Genomic DNA, 15,310 nt, shown 5'->3' with positions numbered 1-15,310 from the left:
TAGGAGCGAGCTTGCTCGCGAAGGTCGTGAACGATAACGCGTAAAACCAGATGCCCAGCGGCGCCCTCGGGTCTTTCGCGAGCAAGCTCGCTCCTACAGGGGGTCGAAGGGTCAGGCACTGGCGGGCATGGCGTGCCGCCGGTGATGAACTTCCAGTTGGTCCTTGATCACCCGCAACACCTTGGCCTCGTGCTCATGGATGAAAAAGTGCCCGCCGGCCAGCATGTCCACGGAAAAACTGCCGTGGGTTTCCTTGCGCCAGCCGATCAACTGTTCAGTGGTGGCGCGGTCGTCCTTGCCGCCGAGCACGTGCACCGGGCACTTGAGCAATGGACGCTGGACGGGTTCGAAACGTCCGCACAATTGGAAATCGGCGCGCAGCACTGGCAGCGTCAGGCCCATCAGTTCCTCGTTGGCCAGGACTTCTTCGCTGGTGCCGTTGAGGGTGCGCAATTGTTCGATCAGTTCGGCGTCGGTCTTCGGTTCTGCGAAACCCCGATCGTAGTCGGCCCGCATCGACGGAGCGGCCGTGCCCGAGGCAAAGAGCGCCACCGGCTCCGGGCAACCCAGCGCGCGCAAGGCATGGGCCATTTCACAGGCCAGCAACGCGCCAAGGCTATGGCCGAACAAGGCATAGGGGGCCTTGAGGGTGGCTTTTTGTTCATAGGCCAATTGCAGCGCCAGGCGTCGCATATCGGTGTGCAAAGGCTCGCCAAACCGCGCCCCACGCCCGGGCAACTCCACGGGCTGCAGTTTCAACCATTCCGGCAACTTGCGCCGCCAGCGGCTGTAGACCATGGCGCTCGCGCCTGAATAGGGCAGGCACAGTAATGTCAGCTGGGTCACCGGGCTTACCTCGAGAAGTTGTCTGTATAGGAGAACGGATGAGGCGGATCGTGAATTAGTCGAAGATCCAAACTGTGGGAGCGAGCCTGCTCGCGAATGCGGTGTGTCATTCAGCATTGATGTTGACTGACACACCGCATTCGCGAGCAGGCTCGCTCCCACAGTTTGATCTCTCCCACAGTTTGATCTCTATTTCAAATGACGATGGCTTTGGACGGCAGAACCGAGCACCACAGCCCCCGCCCCGATCGCCACCCAAAACCCGCTGCGGGCGCCGAAGGCATCGATCAGCCACCCCGAACTGGCCGCGCCGATCGCCACGCCGATACTCAACCCGGTCACCAGCCAGGTCAGGCCTTCGGTGAGCTTGGCCGGCGGTACGATTTGCTCCACCAACGCCATCGCCACAATCAGCGTCGGCGCAAAAAACAGCCCGGCCACGAACACCGCCAGCGACAAGCCGAGAATGTTCGCCGCCAGCAGCAGCGGCAGCGTGGTCACCGCCGTCGCCACCCCGCCGTACAGAAACAACCGAGGCAATGGCACCTTCGAACGCAAGGCTCCGAACGCCAACCCCGCCAGACACGAGCCAATCGCATACACCGACAGCACAACGCTCGCCGCCGCCGGTTGGCCCTGGTGCTGGGCGAAAGCGACGCTGACCACATCGATCACCCCGACGATAGTGCCCATGGCGACCATCAACAGCACCAGCCATTGAATCTCGCGGGAACGGATGATCGAACCTTGATGATGTTCCTCATGAGGATGCACCGGCGGCTCGGTGTCCCGTTGCAGCACGAACGCGCTGACCCCGACCGCCAGCATCAGCAGCGCCGCCAACGGCCCGGCCTCGGGAAACGCCACCACGCACAACCCCACCGACAACGGCGGCCCGACGATAAAGCAGACCTCGTCGAGCACCGACTCCAGGGCATAGGCGGTTTGCAGCTGGGGCTGGCCGCGATACAACTCGGTCCAGCGGGCCCGCACCATCGCCGACATGCTCGGCATGCAACCGGCCAGTGCCGCGAACAGGAACAAGGTCCAGTTCGGCGCCTGCAAACGGGTGCAGAGCAATACCAGTAGCAATGCCCCGCCGCCGATCAGCGCTGAAACCGGCAAGATCCGGCGCTGCCCGAAACGGTCCACCAGGCGCGAAACCTGAGGTGCGCAAAATGCCGTGGCCAAGGCAAACGTGGCGGCTACCGCGCCCGCCAATCCGTAGCCACCCTGCAGTTGCGAGAGCATGGTGATCAGGCCGATGCCGGTCATGGAAATCGGCATGCGCGCGATCATGCCCGCCATTACAAAAGCGCTGGAGCCAGGGGCTTTGAATAGCTCGCGGTAGGGATTTGCCATGGGTACAGGTCTCGATAAGGGACTGCAAGTTGCCATAAGCCTGATCCAGGGGAAAGCAGGTAATTGTTGGTTGACTGTGAAGGCCCCTTCGCGAGCAAGCTCGCTCCCACAGGGGTCGACTGTGAACGCACGATTGGCGAGCACTGGAGATTAACTGTGGGAGCGAGCTTGCTCGCGAAGGGGCCAGTGCAGTCACCAAATGAACTCTCTGCCGCTCACACCAGTCAGCTACTTAGGCCCTCAACTCAAGGCGCTGACGTTCATGCAGCTATCCCTCGCTCAACAAGTCGCCCTGGTCACCGGCGCCAGTTCCGGCATCGGCACCGCAGCTGCCAAGGCCCTGGCCGCTGCCGGTGCCGCAGTGGTGATCAACTACCATTCCCAGGCAGAACCCGCGGAAGAACTGGCCCGACAAATCAACGATGAAGGCGGTCGCGCCATCGCCATCGGTGCCGACGTTTCCAAAGAAAAAGACGTCGAGCGGCTGTTTGCGCAAACCCTCGACGCCTTCGGTTACCTGGACATTCTGGTGGCCAATTCCGGTATGCAGAAAGACGCCGCCACCGTCGACATGACCCTCGACGACTGGAACCAGGTGATCGGCGTCAACCTCACCGGGCAGTTCCTCTGCGCCCGCGCCGCGCTGCGGATTTTCAATCGACAAGGCATCCGCCAAGGCGTGTCCCGGGCCGCCGGCAAGATCATCCACATGAGCTCGGTGCACCAGCGCATTCCCTGGGCCGGTCACGTCAACTACGCCGCATCCAAGGGCGGCGTCGACATGCTGATGCAGACTCTCGCCCAAGAGGTCAGCCACCAGCGCATCCGCGTCAACGGCATCGCGCCGGGGGCCATCCGCACAGAGATAAATCGCTCCGAAACCGCAGGCGACGCCGAGCGAGAACTACTCAAACTCATTCCCTACGGCCGGGTCGGCGATGTCGCAGATATTGCCAACGCGGTGGTCTTCCTCGCCTCCGATGCGTCCGACTACATTGTCGGCACCACTTTGTTCATCGACGGCGGCATGAGCCTCTACCCGGAGTTTCGCGGCAATGGTTGATCATCATCTTGAACGACAAAGCGCCATCGACGCCCACGGCATTATCGGCGACATGCGCAGCGCAGCGCTGGTCAATGACAAGGGCAGCGTGGACTTTTTCTGCTGGCCCGAGTTCGACAGTCCATCGATCTTCTGCTCGCTGCTGGACACACCCGAGGCGGGCATTTTCCAACTGGCGCCGGACCTGCCCGACGCCCGCCGCGAACAGATTTACCTGCCGGACACCAACGTCCTGCAAACACGCTGGCTCAGCGACCGCGCCGTGGTGGAAGTCACCGACCTGCTGCCCATCGGCGACAGCGAGGATGATCTACCGGTGTTGATGCGCCGGGTGCGGGTGGTCAGTGGCCAGGTAACCATTCATATGCGCTGCGCCGTGCGCCATGACTACGCCCGCGCCAAGACCCGTGCGCGCATGGATGACCAACATGTAACCTTCGAGGCCGTCGACCAGCCGTCGCTGCGCCTGTCTTCAGACCAGGTGCTGCATATCGAAGGCAATGCGGCGGTCGCCAACTTCACCCTCGAACAGGACCAGAGTGCCGAGTTCCTGCTTGGCGGCATCGACGATCCGCGCTTCAAGGAAGGAGGCGCTACCCTGTGCCTGGAACGCACCCTGAAATATTGGCGCGACTGGTCCGGCCAATCCAATTATCGGGGGCGCTGGCGGGAGATGGTCAATCGCTCGGCCCTGGCCCTCAAGCTGTTGACCTCGCGCAAACACGGCGCAATCGTCGCTGCCGCCACCTTCGGTCTGCCGGAAACACCTGGCGGCGAGCGCAACTGGGATTATCGCTACACCTGGATCCGCGATGCCTCATTCACCGTCTACGCCTTCATGCGCCTGGGATACGTCCAGGAAGCCAACGACTACATGCGCTGGTTGCGCGGGCGGGTCAGCGATTGCCAGGGCAAGCCGATGAAAATCAACATCCTGTACGCCATCGACGGGCGCCAGGAGTTGCCGGAAACCGAACTGCCCCACCTGTCCGGCCATGGCGGCGCAGTACCGGTGCGCATTGGTAATCAAGCTTATGATCAGATCCAGCTCGACATCTTCGGCGAGCTGATGGACGCGGTGTACCTGGTCAACAAATATGGCGACGCCATCTCCCACGAGGGCTGGAAACACGCTGTGGAAGTGGTTGATCAGGTGTGTGAAAACTGGCAGCAAAAGGATGTGGGCATCTGGGAAATGCGCGGTGAGCAACATCACTTCCTGCACTCGCGACTGATGTGCTGGGTGGCACTGGACCGCGCCATTCGCCTCGCCTCCAAACGCTCATTGCCGGCACCGTTCGCCCGCTGGGACCAGACCCGACAGGCGATCTATGCCGACATCTGGGAAAACTTCTGGAACGAAGAGCGCGGGCATTTCGTCCAGCACATCGGTGGCACCGCACTCGATGGCTCGATGCTGTTGATGCCTTTGGTGCGTTTCGTCAGCGCCAAGGATCCGCGCTGGCTCTCGACCCTGCAAGCCATCGAGAAAACCCTGGTGCGCGACGGCATGGTCTATCGCTATCGTAACGAAGACAGTCAGATCGACGGCCTCGACGGCACCGAAGGCGCCTTTGCCGCCTGCTCGTTCTGGTACGTCGAATGCCTGGCCCGGGCGGGCCGGGTGGAAAAGGCGCATCTGGAATTTGAACAACTGCTGAGGTTTGCCAATCCGCTGGGGTTGTATGCCGAAGAATTCGACAGCCGTGCCCGGCACTTGGGCAACACACCGCAAGCGCTGACGCACCTGGCGCTGATCAGCGCGGCGTGTTTTCTGGATCGAAAATTGAGTGGGGAGAAGAATTACTGGCAGCCTTGAGACCGAGTCGTCCCCTTCGCGGGCAAGCCACGCTCCCACAGATTTTACGTCGCTCGCAAATAACGGGGTCGACACAAACCCTGTGGGAGCGAGCTTGCTCGCGAAGAGGCCATCAGCCTCAATAGAAAAACAACTGAATGCCACTGTCCGCAAGACATGCCGGAAACGTCGCTTTTTACACGAAGAACTTAAACACCACCTACCTCACGAAACACACCTCGCCACAGTCTTGTGCTGGCGTACGCCTACAAAATCTAAACAGAACTTGCTCTTTGTCTACGCAACACTGGGTTCCAGCCCCTCGGAAATACTCTGTTGCCAGCCGCCACTTCCCTCCCTACCATCCACCCTAACGGGCACAGCGGAGCTGTCCAACAAAACCCGAATTCAAGGAAACCGAATGACCCAACGCATCCACCGCAGCATCGACACCCCACTCCGGTCAGGCCTGAACCGCGACGAACTGTGGGAAGCCACCGACAAGGGCCTGATCAAATGCTGGGAAATCGGCCGCCAACGCGCTGCCCGCTTCCCCGACCTCGCCCAACGATGCCTCGCAGATGAATTACCGGTGCTGGGCTGGAAAGGTGGCGTCAGCCGTAGCCTGAAGAAACTGGAAAAATATGGCTCCCTTAAATACCTCGCCCAGTGGCAGGGGCTACGTGGCGAGGATCTTGATATCGATCTGGGTAAAGAACGGGCGCTGACCTGCTCACGGACCAAGATGGTGGTGACCTTTACGCCGGATCGGTCGAAGTATTTCAATCAGGTGGCGGATGCCGAGGTTTGACGGTCGTAAAGAGTATCAATGAGCGTCAGCCAGGACATTCCCGGGGAAGCGCCCGAAACGACGATCAAGGCTTTACCGGATCTGCTTGAGCACTGACGCAAAAGCGCTCGCGGTAGGCCTGAGGCGTTACCCCCATGGCTCGCAGGAAGCTGCGCCGAAGCGTCTCTTCGCTGCCGAACCCGCATTGCATCGCCACCCGTTTGATCGGCACACCGGTGTCGCTGAGCAAGCGCCGGGCGGTTTCGACGCGGATCAGTTCGATCGCCCGGGCCGGGGTTTGGCCGGTATCGGCGCGGTAGTGGCGCACGAAGCTGCGTTCGCTCATGCCAGTTTGCAGGGCCAGGCTCGGGATGCCGAGGTCCTTGGTGAGGTTTTCGCTGATCCAGGCGTGAAGGTCGTCGAAACGGCTGCCTTCTTTCTGTAAGGACAAGGTCACGCTGAACTGTGACTGGCCACCCGGACGCTTGAGGAACACGACGAGTTGGCGGGCGACTTCCAAGGCCATATTGCGCCCGAGGTCTTCCTCGACCATGGCCAGTGCCAGGTCGATACCGGCAGTGACGCCGGCCGAAGTCCACACCGTGCCGTCGTTGATGAAAATCGGGTTGGGCTCGACGCGAAGCCTCGGGTGCATTTGCGCCAACTGCTCGCAACGGGTCCAGTGCGTCACCACCCGCCGGCCGTCGAGCCAGCCGCTGGCCGCCAGCAAAAACGCCCCGGTGCAGACCGATGACACCCGTCGACATCCCGCTGCATGTTCACGCACCCAAGCCACCAACGGCTCATCTTCCGCCGCTGTGTACACACCCCAGCCACCGGCGATGATCAAGGTATCGCTGCCCGCTTCCGGCAACGGTTCGGCCAGCAGCGCCAACCCCGCCGACGACATCACCGCCCCGCCGCCGCTGGCGATGACTGTCGGCGCATAGGGCGGCGGTAAACCTTTCTGGCCAGCAATGTCGTTGGCCGAGGCGAACACCTGCAACGGCCCGGTGACATCGAGTAGTTGCACGCTGGGAAATGCGAGTACGCGGATGGTTTTCGGCATTTTGGCGTAATTCGTGGGTTGATTGGCGTATGCGCCAAAGCCTACGAGCCTAGAGTGAAGCCGTCCACCTACTTGATGAGAAAACACCATGACCTTGCAGATCGGTTTTCTGTTGTTCCCAAAGCTTCAGCAACTGGACCTGACCGGCCCTTACGATGTACTGGCCTCGCTGCCGGACGTGAAGGTGCATTTGATCTGGAAGGACCTGATGCCGGTGATTGCGAGCACAGGCCTGGTGCTGAAACCGACCGTCACCTTCGACGATTGCCCGGCGCTCGATGTGATCTGTATTCCCGGCGGCAGCGGCGTCGGGCCGTTGATGGAAGATGACGAGACGCTGGACTTCATCAGGGGCCAGGCGGCCAATGCGCGTTATGTCACGTCGGTGTGCACCGGCGCCCTGGTGCTCGGCGCGGCGGGCCTGTTGAAGGACAAGCGCGCCACTACCCACTGGGCTTATCACGAACTGCTTGGGCCATTGGGTGCCATTGCGGTGAAGGATCGAGTGGTACGCGACGGCAATCTGTTGACCGGTGGCGGGATCACCGCGGGGATCGATTTCGCCCTGACCCTGGCCGCTGAGTTGTTCGACAAGGACACGGCGCAGCTGGTGCAGCTGCAGCTGGAATACGCTCCCGCGCCGCCGTTTGCTTCGGGCAGTCCCGAGACCGCTCCGGGCACCGTGCTGGAGGAGGCCTGGCAACGTGCAGCTGGGTCGTTGAAATTACGTTCCGAAATTACTGCACGAGTAGCCGCGAAACTCGATCGGATGTCAGGCTGATCCATTCCGGCCGGCAGTCAGTCATGGCTGTCGGCGAAACTGGGCCAGTTGATGCACTGAGGACTTTCCAGCGCCTACAAAAAAACCCGCCGAAGCGGGTTTCTCAAGACCATAGCGACATCCTGTCTGCGGCCATCCCGGCCTATGGTCGATCATCCGTGATCCTGAGTGCATCCTGCTACTCAGTTGATGGATCCAGAATAAGCGCCTTGGCGAAGCATAAACAGAGGACATACCAGCGCTCTGGTGTAAGCGATTGACCATTCGACACCGAATCGCCTGCGACCGATGTGGGCGCGAGACCGGCTTGCCGGCCATGGACGTCAACGATAACGCGTGCTGTCTGGATGAACGCGCCGCTCTTGAGTACATCGCCGGCAAGCCGGTCTCGCGCCCACAAGGGAACTGGCAACTTTTCAATGGACGAAAAAAAACCCGCCGAAGCGGGTTTTTCCCAAGACCATTGCCGACTCCCTGTCGAGAGCGAATCCTTGCTAATGGCCGATCATCCATGATCCTGAAGCGCTTCCTGTGCTTCAGTTGATGAGGTGAGATTACGCTTCGGATCCAATCTGTAATAGACGACATCGTTACCTTCGCGTGTAAGACATTCGCTATACCCACCCTGCCGACTACCCTGATCACTTCAAATAGCGAACATGGACGCACCGGTAGTAAATCAATGGCAGGCGTGATGATCGGCTCGCCGTCCGGCACCAGCGCCCAGCGTTTCAGCCAGGGTTCAAACCATGACTCCGTCACTCTTGCTGGTGTTCACGTGCCTTGGCGGAGCTTTTCAAAAATTCTTCAATGTTGTTCATCTGTTCCTCCCAGCCCCGGCTGTCCATGCGAAACGCCTTTTCCCGACGCGACTGGGGAATATGATCAAAACCCGACTCAGACACCTTCAACAATGTGCCTTCATCGTGATCTTCCAGCTCGAACTTCACCAGTGTGGTTGGCTCCTGGGAATAGTCGATGTCCGTTTTCACTGCATACGGGTGCCAGCGAAAGGAAAACACCCGCTCAGGCTCGACCCGTTCGACCAATACGTTCCACAATACGTGCTCGTAACCGGGGTAGGTGACCTGCCCCTGAGTCCACTCACCGGCGACAAAACGCTTGCCCTCCAGCGCCACGCCGAACCACTGGCCGAACGCTTCGGCATTGGCCAGCACACGCCACACGTGGGAACGCGGGGCTTTGAGCAGGATCTTTCTTTCGATGCGATCTGATGCTGGATTCATAAGTCACCTCCTGTACTGAACAGTAGGCCTGTAAGACCACAAGACCAACCCTAAGTTGTATCAATCGGGCTGCGCAAGCAACCCTGTCTGTAGTATTTGGCTGCATTTTCGGCGGTAAGTTCGCAATTTGCCTGCACTTATACTTTCAGCACAAAGGGGCATCCGGGATTGGCCCCTGCTTGGCTACATTGCCCTCCATTTCCATGCCCATAGCGAGAATTTCCATGAACCCACGTGTTTTTCTGGCATTGACGCCTCTGCTGTTCACCACGCTTGCCCATGCTCTGGACTGCGAAAATGCCGCGGATCAGGCCACGATGAACCAATGCGCGGCTCAGCAGCACAAGGCGGCGGACAAGGAATTAAATGCGCTTTACCAGCAGATCACTGCGCGTTTGAAGGCCGACCCGGATAGCAAAAAACTGATGGTGGGAGCGCAGCGAGCGTGGGTTTCGTTTCGGGATGCCGAATGCAGGTTTTCCGCCTCGGCGGTGGAAGGTGGCAGTGCTTATCCGCTGATCTACGGCAATTGCGTCACTGACCTGACCAAGGCGCGGGTGGAAACGTTCAAGAATTACTTGAAGTGCCAGGAGGGGGATTTGGGGTGTCCGGTGCCTGGAGCCTGATTCTCCGGTGACTGTAAGGGCCTCATCGCGGGCAAGCCGCTCCCACAGGATCTTCAGTGTGATCACTATTGTGTGAACATCATGGAACCCTGTGGGAGCGGGCTTGCCCGCGATGGCGTCAGTTCAAGCGCCCCACTACCGGACAAATATCTGCGCCGTGGTAATCGCCATATCCCCACCCGGCAATTTGATGCTGCCGATCTGCTTCATGGTCTCGGGATCGAAGATCGCCACATCGTTGAACGTCCCGGCCAGGTAGATCTTGCTCCCGTCCTTGTTGAAGGAAATGCAGTAGTAGGAGTGATCCAGCGTCGCCGCCTGGAGCATTTTCTTCTGCTTGATGTCGTACTTGGCCAGACGGTTGAGTACCCCAAACATCAGGTTCGGATCCTTCGGTGAGCGCATGCCGCTGAAGTAGATTTCCGTCAGCGGGCCGAAGTCGGTGGTTTCGGTCTTGCCGGTCTTCAGGTCGATGCTGAACAGCCCGTAGAGGTACTCGGCGGTGGCCGGGTCCTGCTTTTTGTCCTTGAATTTCGCCGTGGTGTACAGCAGCGAGAAGTCATGGCGGAAGGTCTGCTGGTTCCACACGTAGAGCACGTCCGGGGCGCTGTAGTTCGGGCGCTTCCAGTGGCGGCTGGGGATCAGCACGTCGAACTTGCCGGTGTTCACATCGACCTTGTAGATGTCCGCCCCGGCCACATACAGCGTGCCATCGTCGCCACTCTGCATGATGGTCAGCTGCCGCGGTGCCGGGAAACTGCGCAGCGGCTTGGCGTCCAGGCCGGCGTTGGTGGCGTAGACGTCCAGGCGTGGCTGCTGGACTTCGTAACGGTCGTTGAGCATCAGTGTAGGGTTGGCAATGGCGAACAGTTCCTTGCCGTCATGGCTGAGGGTGAAGGCGAACATGGACTTCGCTTTCTCCCCCGGCTTCTGGGTGATGCTGGCGTGGAACACCTGCTTGCAGCTGTCGAGTTCGACGCCGTAGACATCGGCGTAGTGATTGTTCAACACGTAGGCGGTCTTGCGATCCGGCGACATTTGCACGCTGCCGGGACCGAAAGCGTCGGGCATCTTGCAGGTCTTGAACAAGGTGTCCGTGGCCAGGTCGATCACGTGCAGGTTGTTCGGGTAATTGGTGGTCACCATGTACTCGTGACCGGTTTCGAGTGCAGTGTTTTCATCGGCCAGAACGCTGAGCGAACAGGTGCTCAGGACGGCGAATGCGGCCAGGCCGCAGGCTTTGATGCTGTGCATGCTGGAATCCTTCTTCTGTCCGATCACTTGTCTTTTGGAAAGACAGTCCCGAGGTTGCGCCAATTGTCGTTTGACGCCTGGGCATCCTTGTTCCAGTCCGGGTAGGTGCTCATCATGTCGGGCACCTGGGCCGGCCACCAGCAAGGGTCGGAGCAGCCATACAGGTCGGCTTCCATCGGCTGGCACAGCGACGACACGCCGCCAAAGGCATCGATCTCCCAGCCCGGGTCGGTGGTCGAGGCACAGCCGGCGACGGAGCTCATCGCCACCACTTCTTCGATGCGGTTTTCGGCCGCGGCTTCATCGAGTTTCAGCGCTTTGTTATTGATTGCCTTGAGATGTTTCATATCAGTGAGCCTTGCGCGGAGTGATGTAGCTGCTGATAAACGCAGGGTTGTGGGCCATGATCCGGGTGTAGACCTCGATGCCGAAGTCGACCCAGTCACGCATCAGTTCGCAGTAGTGATAGGTCGGATGGGTCGGGTCGCCGTACCGTGCATAGCTTTCGTGATAGCAGCCGCCGGAGCACAGGTTGCGGATCTGGCAGTCTTCGCAGCCGGTGTTGCTGCGGTCCAGGCGCTGGGACAGGAAGTCGTTCAATTCCACTTGCTTCACGGCGGTGTGGACGTTGCCGAAGGTCGGCAGGCTCGAACCGGTAAAGCGGTGGCACAGGTTCAGCTCACCCTTGTGATCCACCGCCAGCATCTTCAGGCCTGCGCCGCAAGGCAGGGCTTTTTTATGACCTTCGTGGATGTCGGTGATCAACTGGTGCAGGTTGGAGAACCCGATGTTGCGATGCTCCAGCGCCGCTTCCAGGTAGCGTCGGCCAAGCCTCTTCATGCTGGCGAAGACTTCAATCAACTCGTCGCTGGTCAGGTTGAAGGTGCTGATGTCCCCGGAGGTCACCGGGGCAAACCCGACTTCGGCAAACCCCAGTTCGTTGAACAGGTGATCCCAGATGGTTTCGACGTCGGTCACACCAGTGGTCAAGGTCACCCGCGCTCCAACCGGACGGCTGTTGTAGCGCGACAGCAGCATCTCGGCCTTGCGCCGCACCACGTCGTAGGTGCCCTGCCCGCCCACGGTGATGCGGTTGCGGTCGTGCACGGTTTTTGGTCCGTCGATGCTGACCGAGAGCCCGAACCGGTGGGCATTGAGATAGTCCACGGTTTCTTCGGTGAGCAGCGTCGCGTTGGTGGTCATCACGAACTCGACGAACTTGCCGGCCTCGGCAAACCGCTTTTCACAATAGTCGACCATGTACTCGATCAGCTTGCGATTGCTCAACGGCTCGCCGCCGAAGAACACCACGGTGAAACGCTCTTCATCCGGGGATTCGCGCAGCAGCATTTCCACCGACGCCACCGCCGTTTCGACGTCCATCTTCTTGCCGGCCGACGGCTTGTCCAGGTCTTCCTTGTAGCAGTAGGTGCAGCTCAGGTTGCAGCCGGTGTTGACGTTGAGCACCACGGTATTGATCGCGGTGCGCTCGACCCGTTTGGTACCGATGTCCGGGGTCAGCGGCGAGCCGTCGCTGACCAGTTCCAGGGACATCAACTCGCGCAAGGTTTCGGTGATTTCTTCACCGGTGAAGCGCGCGGCCAGGCGCTGGATCAGGTCTTGCGAGGAACAGCCAGGACCGCGCAAGGTGTCGATGATGGTGCCGGTCAACTCATCGCTGGCGAACAGCGAACTGCTGGGGATGTGGAACAACATGCGGTCGGCGTCGACGTGCACTTCGTGCAGGTTGCGTTCGACCAGATTCAAGATAGCGCCCATTGCAAACCTCCTGTGCAAACCCCGTTCGACGGGGCCTGCGGTCATTCCGAAAAGTGTCTGAAAACCGATGGAATCGGCCAACTCATGGAATGGGTGGATTGTTCCAGCGTTGCACGGTGACGATCATCTGGCCTTCGCCGGTCAGGGATTTCCCTGCGTCGTCGACAGCGGCGATCACCTTGAGGTTGCCGGCATTGTTGGTGGACATTTTGCGTTGCGGGTTCGGCCCGGCATCGCCCGGTGTGAACACACCGGCGTCAGCCTGCATGGTGCCGGCAAACTTGACGTCTTCGTCCTCCCTGGCGCGGTCGTCGAAGGCTTCGACGGACCATTGGGCCGGGAAAATGCCGATACGATACGGCTTGCCATCGGCGCCCTTGCCCCAGGCTTCGGCATCGAACCGGCCCTGGACTTTCGGCGTCGACCCGCCGCCATCACCGACTCGCGCCACCGAGAATGCGGGCACGACCTTGACTTGAGCGATCTTGCTGTAGACCGACAAGGTCGGGCCTTTCAGCGTGCCGACGGTGACGTTGCGCAGGCCTGGTTGAGCATTGGCAGCGGCCTTGAGCCTGACCTTGATCCGTTCCGGGGTCTGCTCGACGACTTCGACCACGGTCACCCCTTTGCCAAAGTCTGGCTTGCCAGTGAGACCGCTGCCGATCAGGGTGACTTCGGTGTCGACGCCGGCCTTGAGATAACCCGGCTGCACCGCCAGCAAACGACTGCTGCCCTGCTTGGCGGCAACGAAGTCGAGACCGCGCTCATCGTGCTCGGCTTCGAACATCCGACCCTGCATCGCGTTGCCTTGAGCGGCGAACACCTGGCGCATGGTCACGCCATCGATGGTCACGTTGCCGCGCCATTCGTAGCCGGTATAGAGAATCGCGCTACCGTCGCCGTTGAACGGGCTGCCATCGGCGTATTGGCCTTTGACGCTGACCTTGAACGTGTCTGCGGCATCGGCGGTGACACTCATCACCCCAGCCAGCTCGCCTTTGCCTGGCAAGTGGCCACTGAAACTCCAGTCGCCCACCAACGTCTCGGCTTTCGGCGCGCCTGCCTGCCATTTTTTCCAGGCCGGATTGTCCAGCGGATAACGCTTGGCCAGCAACGGCACCATCTCTTTGCGGGCCAGGTCGAACCAGTCGCGGTCACGGGACAGGGCCTGGTATTCCAGGGACGGCCATTGGCCGAGGTGGAAGTTCACCAGACGCTCCCAATCCTGTGCCGGACGCCGTTGCAGCGCAACCCGCGCACCGGAGTGACAGCGGCCACACATCTGGCTGGTCTGGTCGTCGAATTTCTCGACGGTATTGAGTCGCCGCTCCAAGGCATAACGCACGCCATCGGTTTCGCTCGGGGCCAGGCCCTGGGTGTCGGCCAGGTATTTGACCAGGGTACGGCGGTCGTCATCGCTGATCTGCACCCCATGCATGACCTGCATGCGGGCGATGCTCATCAACCAGCCTTCCGGGGTTTTACGCTGGTGACTGATACGGCTCAAGGCGTTATCGGCTTCAGGGGTGTGACAGCCCTGACAGGTTTCCTTGAGGACGGTCTGGGCGTCGCGAGCTGCCAGGCTGTCAGGCGAATGCAGCGCCACGCAGGCCGCCACGGCCAACAGGCTGGCGCTCAGGCCTGATCGGAGTTTTCTCTTCATCAACGTCGAACCTCGCACGGTGCGTTCTTATTTTTGTGGCTTATCGTTTTTATGGTTTCTGCCGTCGGCGGCGAACCGCTGACGGAGGCAAGAGAAACGTCTGCGATGAGCAATACACGGAGCGTGCCAGCTTGCCGATACCCTTTTTTATCAAGCAGTTACGGGATGACAAGGGCAGCCGGTCGCATCTGGAGGGGATCGGCGGCGTCTAATATCGCGACAGGTGTTGCACTCTGAGACAGCATAGATGCCGCGGCCGGAACAGTTCATCGCCCAAGGATTGACGGCACTCCCCTCCGAGCGCGAAATGGTTATTCACCGATTGCCTACAGGGGATCCAAAATGGCCAGCATCACTGTCCTGGCGGGGGACTTTCTGCAGGGTGATGGAGAGTACATGGACGGCGTTTTCACCCTCAGGACGTCGCTTCACCCGTGGCCCGGCATTACCCTGCCGCTCTCTTCATTCAAGAGCGTAGAAGTGGCCAATGAGGGTTCAATCAACAACATCAAGGATGCCATCGGCTTCGGCGTCGCCGGCGCCATGCTGCTCGGTCCCATCGGGGCCATTGCCGGTTTCATGTTGGCCGGCAAGGAAACCGAAGTCACTTTTCTGGCGACGCTCAAGGATGACAGGAAGCTGCTTGCTGCCGTGGATGGCGACACATTCGACGAGATCTACCGGAGGTTTTCCGCCTGATCGGGTTTTCCACCTGATCGATCAGCGCAGGCCGCACCGTATCCCGACGGTGCGGCCTGACGCCAATTTCAGATGCTATAGGTGGGTTGAATGCTTTTGTGAGCCTCGATTTCCTGCCGCATGTCTGCCACCAGCGAGGCGATGGCATGGGGACTGTCCAGTGTCCACAGGGGGATATGGGCCGCCACAAGATCTACTTTGCCTGTCATGCAGTCGCAGACACGAATGGTCAGGGACTGGTCCGCCTCCATGACGCATGTGCAGACGGCGGGCAGCATCTTGTGTTCGATGATGCTTTGAATTTCCAGGGTTGAAAGGAACATTACTACCTCC

Annotated in this window: 15 protein-coding genes; 6 read left to right on the top strand and 9 right to left on the bottom strand. The window is 60.1% G+C overall.

The genetic code is table 11. The annotated features are described in order from the left end of the window. Window positions 1–111 precede the first annotated feature (111 nt). Together J2W17_RS02850 and J2W17_RS02845 are read right to left on the bottom strand one after the other, a co-directional pair. Complete coding sequence (locus J2W17_RS02850; protein WP_307328856.1) at window positions 112–846, bottom strand: thioesterase II family protein; 735 nt, start codon at window positions 844–846, stop codon at window positions 112–114. Window positions 847–1,035: 189 nt separating this feature from the next. Then, window positions 1,036–2,208 carry an MFS transporter gene (locus J2W17_RS02845; RefSeq protein WP_307328852.1) on the bottom strand — a complete coding sequence of 391 codons (1,173 nt, stop codon included), beginning with the start codon at window positions 2,206–2,208 and terminating at the stop codon, window positions 1,036–1,038. A gap of 262 nt (window positions 2,209–2,470) precedes the next feature. On the opposite strand from J2W17_RS02845, the gene J2W17_RS02840 reads away from it, so the two are divergent. The 3 genes from J2W17_RS02840 (at window position 2,471) to J2W17_RS02830 (ending at window position 5,880) form a co-directional block, all read left to right on the top strand. Continuing rightward, window positions 2,471–3,271 (top strand): glucose 1-dehydrogenase, encoded by an 801-nt coding sequence (locus J2W17_RS02840; RefSeq protein WP_307328849.1) that lies wholly within the window; start codon window positions 2,471–2,473, stop codon window positions 3,269–3,271. Further along, complete coding sequence (locus J2W17_RS02835; RefSeq protein ID WP_307328846.1) at window positions 3,264–5,090, top strand: glycoside hydrolase family 15 protein; 1,827 nt, start codon at window positions 3,264–3,266, stop codon at window positions 5,088–5,090. The genes J2W17_RS02840 and J2W17_RS02835 overlap by 8 nt, the downstream gene beginning before the upstream one ends. Before the next feature lie 400 nt (window positions 5,091–5,490). Beyond that, window positions 5,491–5,880 carry a hypothetical protein gene (locus J2W17_RS02830; protein WP_307328843.1) on the top strand — a complete coding sequence of 130 codons (390 nt, stop codon included), beginning with the start codon at window positions 5,491–5,493 and terminating at the stop codon, window positions 5,878–5,880. A 64-nt stretch (window positions 5,881–5,944) separates the two neighbouring features. Here J2W17_RS02830 and J2W17_RS02825 read toward each other — a convergent pair whose 3' ends face one another. Further along, window positions 5,945–6,928, bottom strand: coding sequence for a GlxA family transcriptional regulator (locus J2W17_RS02825; protein ID WP_307328838.1), 984 nt, complete (start codon window positions 6,926–6,928; stop codon window positions 5,945–5,947). An 88-nt stretch (window positions 6,929–7,016) separates the two neighbouring features. On the opposite strand from J2W17_RS02825, the gene inhA reads away from it, so the two are divergent. Further along, on the top strand, window positions 7,017–7,709 hold the full coding sequence (inhA, locus tag J2W17_RS02820; protein WP_307328835.1) for an isonitrile hydratase: 693 nt from the start codon (window positions 7,017–7,019) through the stop codon (window positions 7,707–7,709). A 758-nt stretch (window positions 7,710–8,467) separates the two neighbouring features. On the opposite strand, the gene J2W17_RS02810 is transcribed toward inhA, so the two are convergent. After that, window positions 8,468–8,956: an SRPBCC family protein gene (locus J2W17_RS02810; protein ID WP_307328833.1), complete on the bottom strand. Its 489-nt coding sequence runs from the start codon at window positions 8,954–8,956 to the stop codon at window positions 8,468–8,470. Window positions 8,957–9,180: 224 nt separating this feature from the next. Between J2W17_RS02810 and J2W17_RS02805 the strand changes: the two genes are divergently transcribed. Continuing rightward, window positions 9,181–9,582, top strand: a complete 402-nt coding sequence (locus tag J2W17_RS02805; RefSeq protein WP_307329461.1) for a lysozyme inhibitor LprI family protein — start codon at window positions 9,181–9,183, stop codon at window positions 9,580–9,582. Between the two features lie 135 nt (window positions 9,583–9,717). Here J2W17_RS02805 and peaD read toward each other — a convergent pair whose 3' ends face one another. From peaD to peaA, 4 genes are all read right to left on the bottom strand, one after another. Beyond that, entirely contained in the window at window positions 9,718–10,836 is a 1,119-nt protein-coding gene (peaD, locus tag J2W17_RS02800; RefSeq protein ID WP_307328829.1) for a quinohemoprotein amine dehydrogenase subunit beta, read from the bottom strand. A 23-nt stretch (window positions 10,837–10,859) separates the two neighbouring features. Beyond that, window positions 10,860–11,183 (bottom strand): quinohemoprotein amine dehydrogenase subunit gamma, encoded by a 324-nt coding sequence (gene qhpC, locus J2W17_RS02795; RefSeq protein ID WP_008027961.1) that lies wholly within the window; start codon window positions 11,181–11,183, stop codon window positions 10,860–10,862. Window position 11,184: 1 nt separating this feature from the next. Next, the gene (gene peaB, locus J2W17_RS02790; RefSeq protein WP_307328825.1) at window positions 11,185–12,615 is read right to left on the bottom strand and encodes a quinohemoprotein amine dehydrogenase maturation protein; all 1,431 of its coding nucleotides are present in this window, start codon (window positions 12,613–12,615) and stop codon (window positions 11,185–11,187) included. Window positions 12,616–12,697: 82 nt separating this feature from the next. Then, window positions 12,698–14,278, bottom strand: a complete 1,581-nt coding sequence (gene peaA / locus J2W17_RS02785; RefSeq protein ID WP_307328822.1) for a quinohemoprotein amine dehydrogenase subunit alpha — start codon at window positions 14,276–14,278, stop codon at window positions 12,698–12,700. A 342-nt stretch (window positions 14,279–14,620) separates the two neighbouring features. On the opposite strand from peaA, the gene J2W17_RS02780 reads away from it, so the two are divergent. Further along, window positions 14,621–14,977, top strand: coding sequence for a hypothetical protein (locus J2W17_RS02780; protein WP_064678852.1), 357 nt, complete (start codon window positions 14,621–14,623; stop codon window positions 14,975–14,977). Between the two features lie 68 nt (window positions 14,978–15,045). Here J2W17_RS02780 and J2W17_RS02775 read toward each other — a convergent pair whose 3' ends face one another. Beyond that, window positions 15,046–15,300 (bottom strand): DUF1652 domain-containing protein, encoded by a 255-nt coding sequence (locus J2W17_RS02775; protein WP_307328818.1) that lies wholly within the window; start codon window positions 15,298–15,300, stop codon window positions 15,046–15,048. Window positions 15,301–15,310 lie beyond the last annotated feature (10 nt).

Source organism: Pseudomonas lini (assembly GCF_030812475.1).
Lineage (GTDB): Bacteria > Pseudomonadota > Gammaproteobacteria > Pseudomonadales > Pseudomonadaceae > Aquipseudomonas > Aquipseudomonas lini_A.
The sequence above is the reverse complement of the archived record's forward strand: the minus strand, read 5'-3'. Positions and strand labels throughout refer to the sequence as shown.

Excerpts from the sequence above, each read along its gene's own strand:
- J2W17_RS02835 (WP_307328846.1), top strand. The coding sequence starts at position 3,264 with ATGGTTGATCATCATCTTGAACGACAAAGCGCCATCGACGCCCACGGC.
- peaD (WP_307328829.1), bottom strand. The coding sequence starts at position 10,836 with ATGCACAGCATCAAAGCCTGCGGCCTGGCCGCATTCGCCGTCCTGAGC.
- J2W17_RS02830 (WP_307328843.1), top strand. The coding sequence starts at position 5,491 with ATGACCCAACGCATCCACCGCAGCATCGACACCCCACTCCGGTCAGGC.
- J2W17_RS02845 (WP_307328852.1), bottom strand. The coding sequence starts at position 2,208 with ATGGCAAATCCCTACCGCGAGCTATTCAAAGCCCCTGGCTCCAGCGCT.
- peaB (WP_307328825.1), bottom strand. The coding sequence starts at position 12,615 with ATGGGCGCTATCTTGAATCTGGTCGAACGCAACCTGCACGAAGTGCAC.
- J2W17_RS02775 (WP_307328818.1), bottom strand. The coding sequence starts at position 15,300 with ATGTTCCTTTCAACCCTGGAAATTCAAAGCATCATCGAACACAAGATG.
- J2W17_RS02810 (WP_307328833.1), bottom strand. The coding sequence starts at position 8,956 with ATGAATCCAGCATCAGATCGCATCGAAAGAAAGATCCTGCTCAAAGCC.
- J2W17_RS02840 (WP_307328849.1), top strand. The coding sequence starts at position 2,471 with ATGCAGCTATCCCTCGCTCAACAAGTCGCCCTGGTCACCGGCGCCAGT.
- J2W17_RS02780 (WP_064678852.1), top strand. The coding sequence starts at position 14,621 with ATGGCCAGCATCACTGTCCTGGCGGGGGACTTTCTGCAGGGTGATGGA.
- inhA (WP_307328835.1), top strand. The coding sequence starts at position 7,017 with ATGACCTTGCAGATCGGTTTTCTGTTGTTCCCAAAGCTTCAGCAACTG.
- peaA (WP_307328822.1), bottom strand. The coding sequence starts at position 14,278 with ATGAAGAGAAAACTCCGATCAGGCCTGAGCGCCAGCCTGTTGGCCGTG.
- J2W17_RS02805 (WP_307329461.1), top strand. The coding sequence starts at position 9,181 with ATGAACCCACGTGTTTTTCTGGCATTGACGCCTCTGCTGTTCACCACG.
- J2W17_RS02825 (WP_307328838.1), bottom strand. The coding sequence starts at position 6,928 with ATGCCGAAAACCATCCGCGTACTCGCATTTCCCAGCGTGCAACTACTC.
- qhpC (WP_008027961.1), bottom strand. The coding sequence starts at position 11,183 with ATGAAACATCTCAAGGCAATCAATAACAAAGCGCTGAAACTCGATGAA.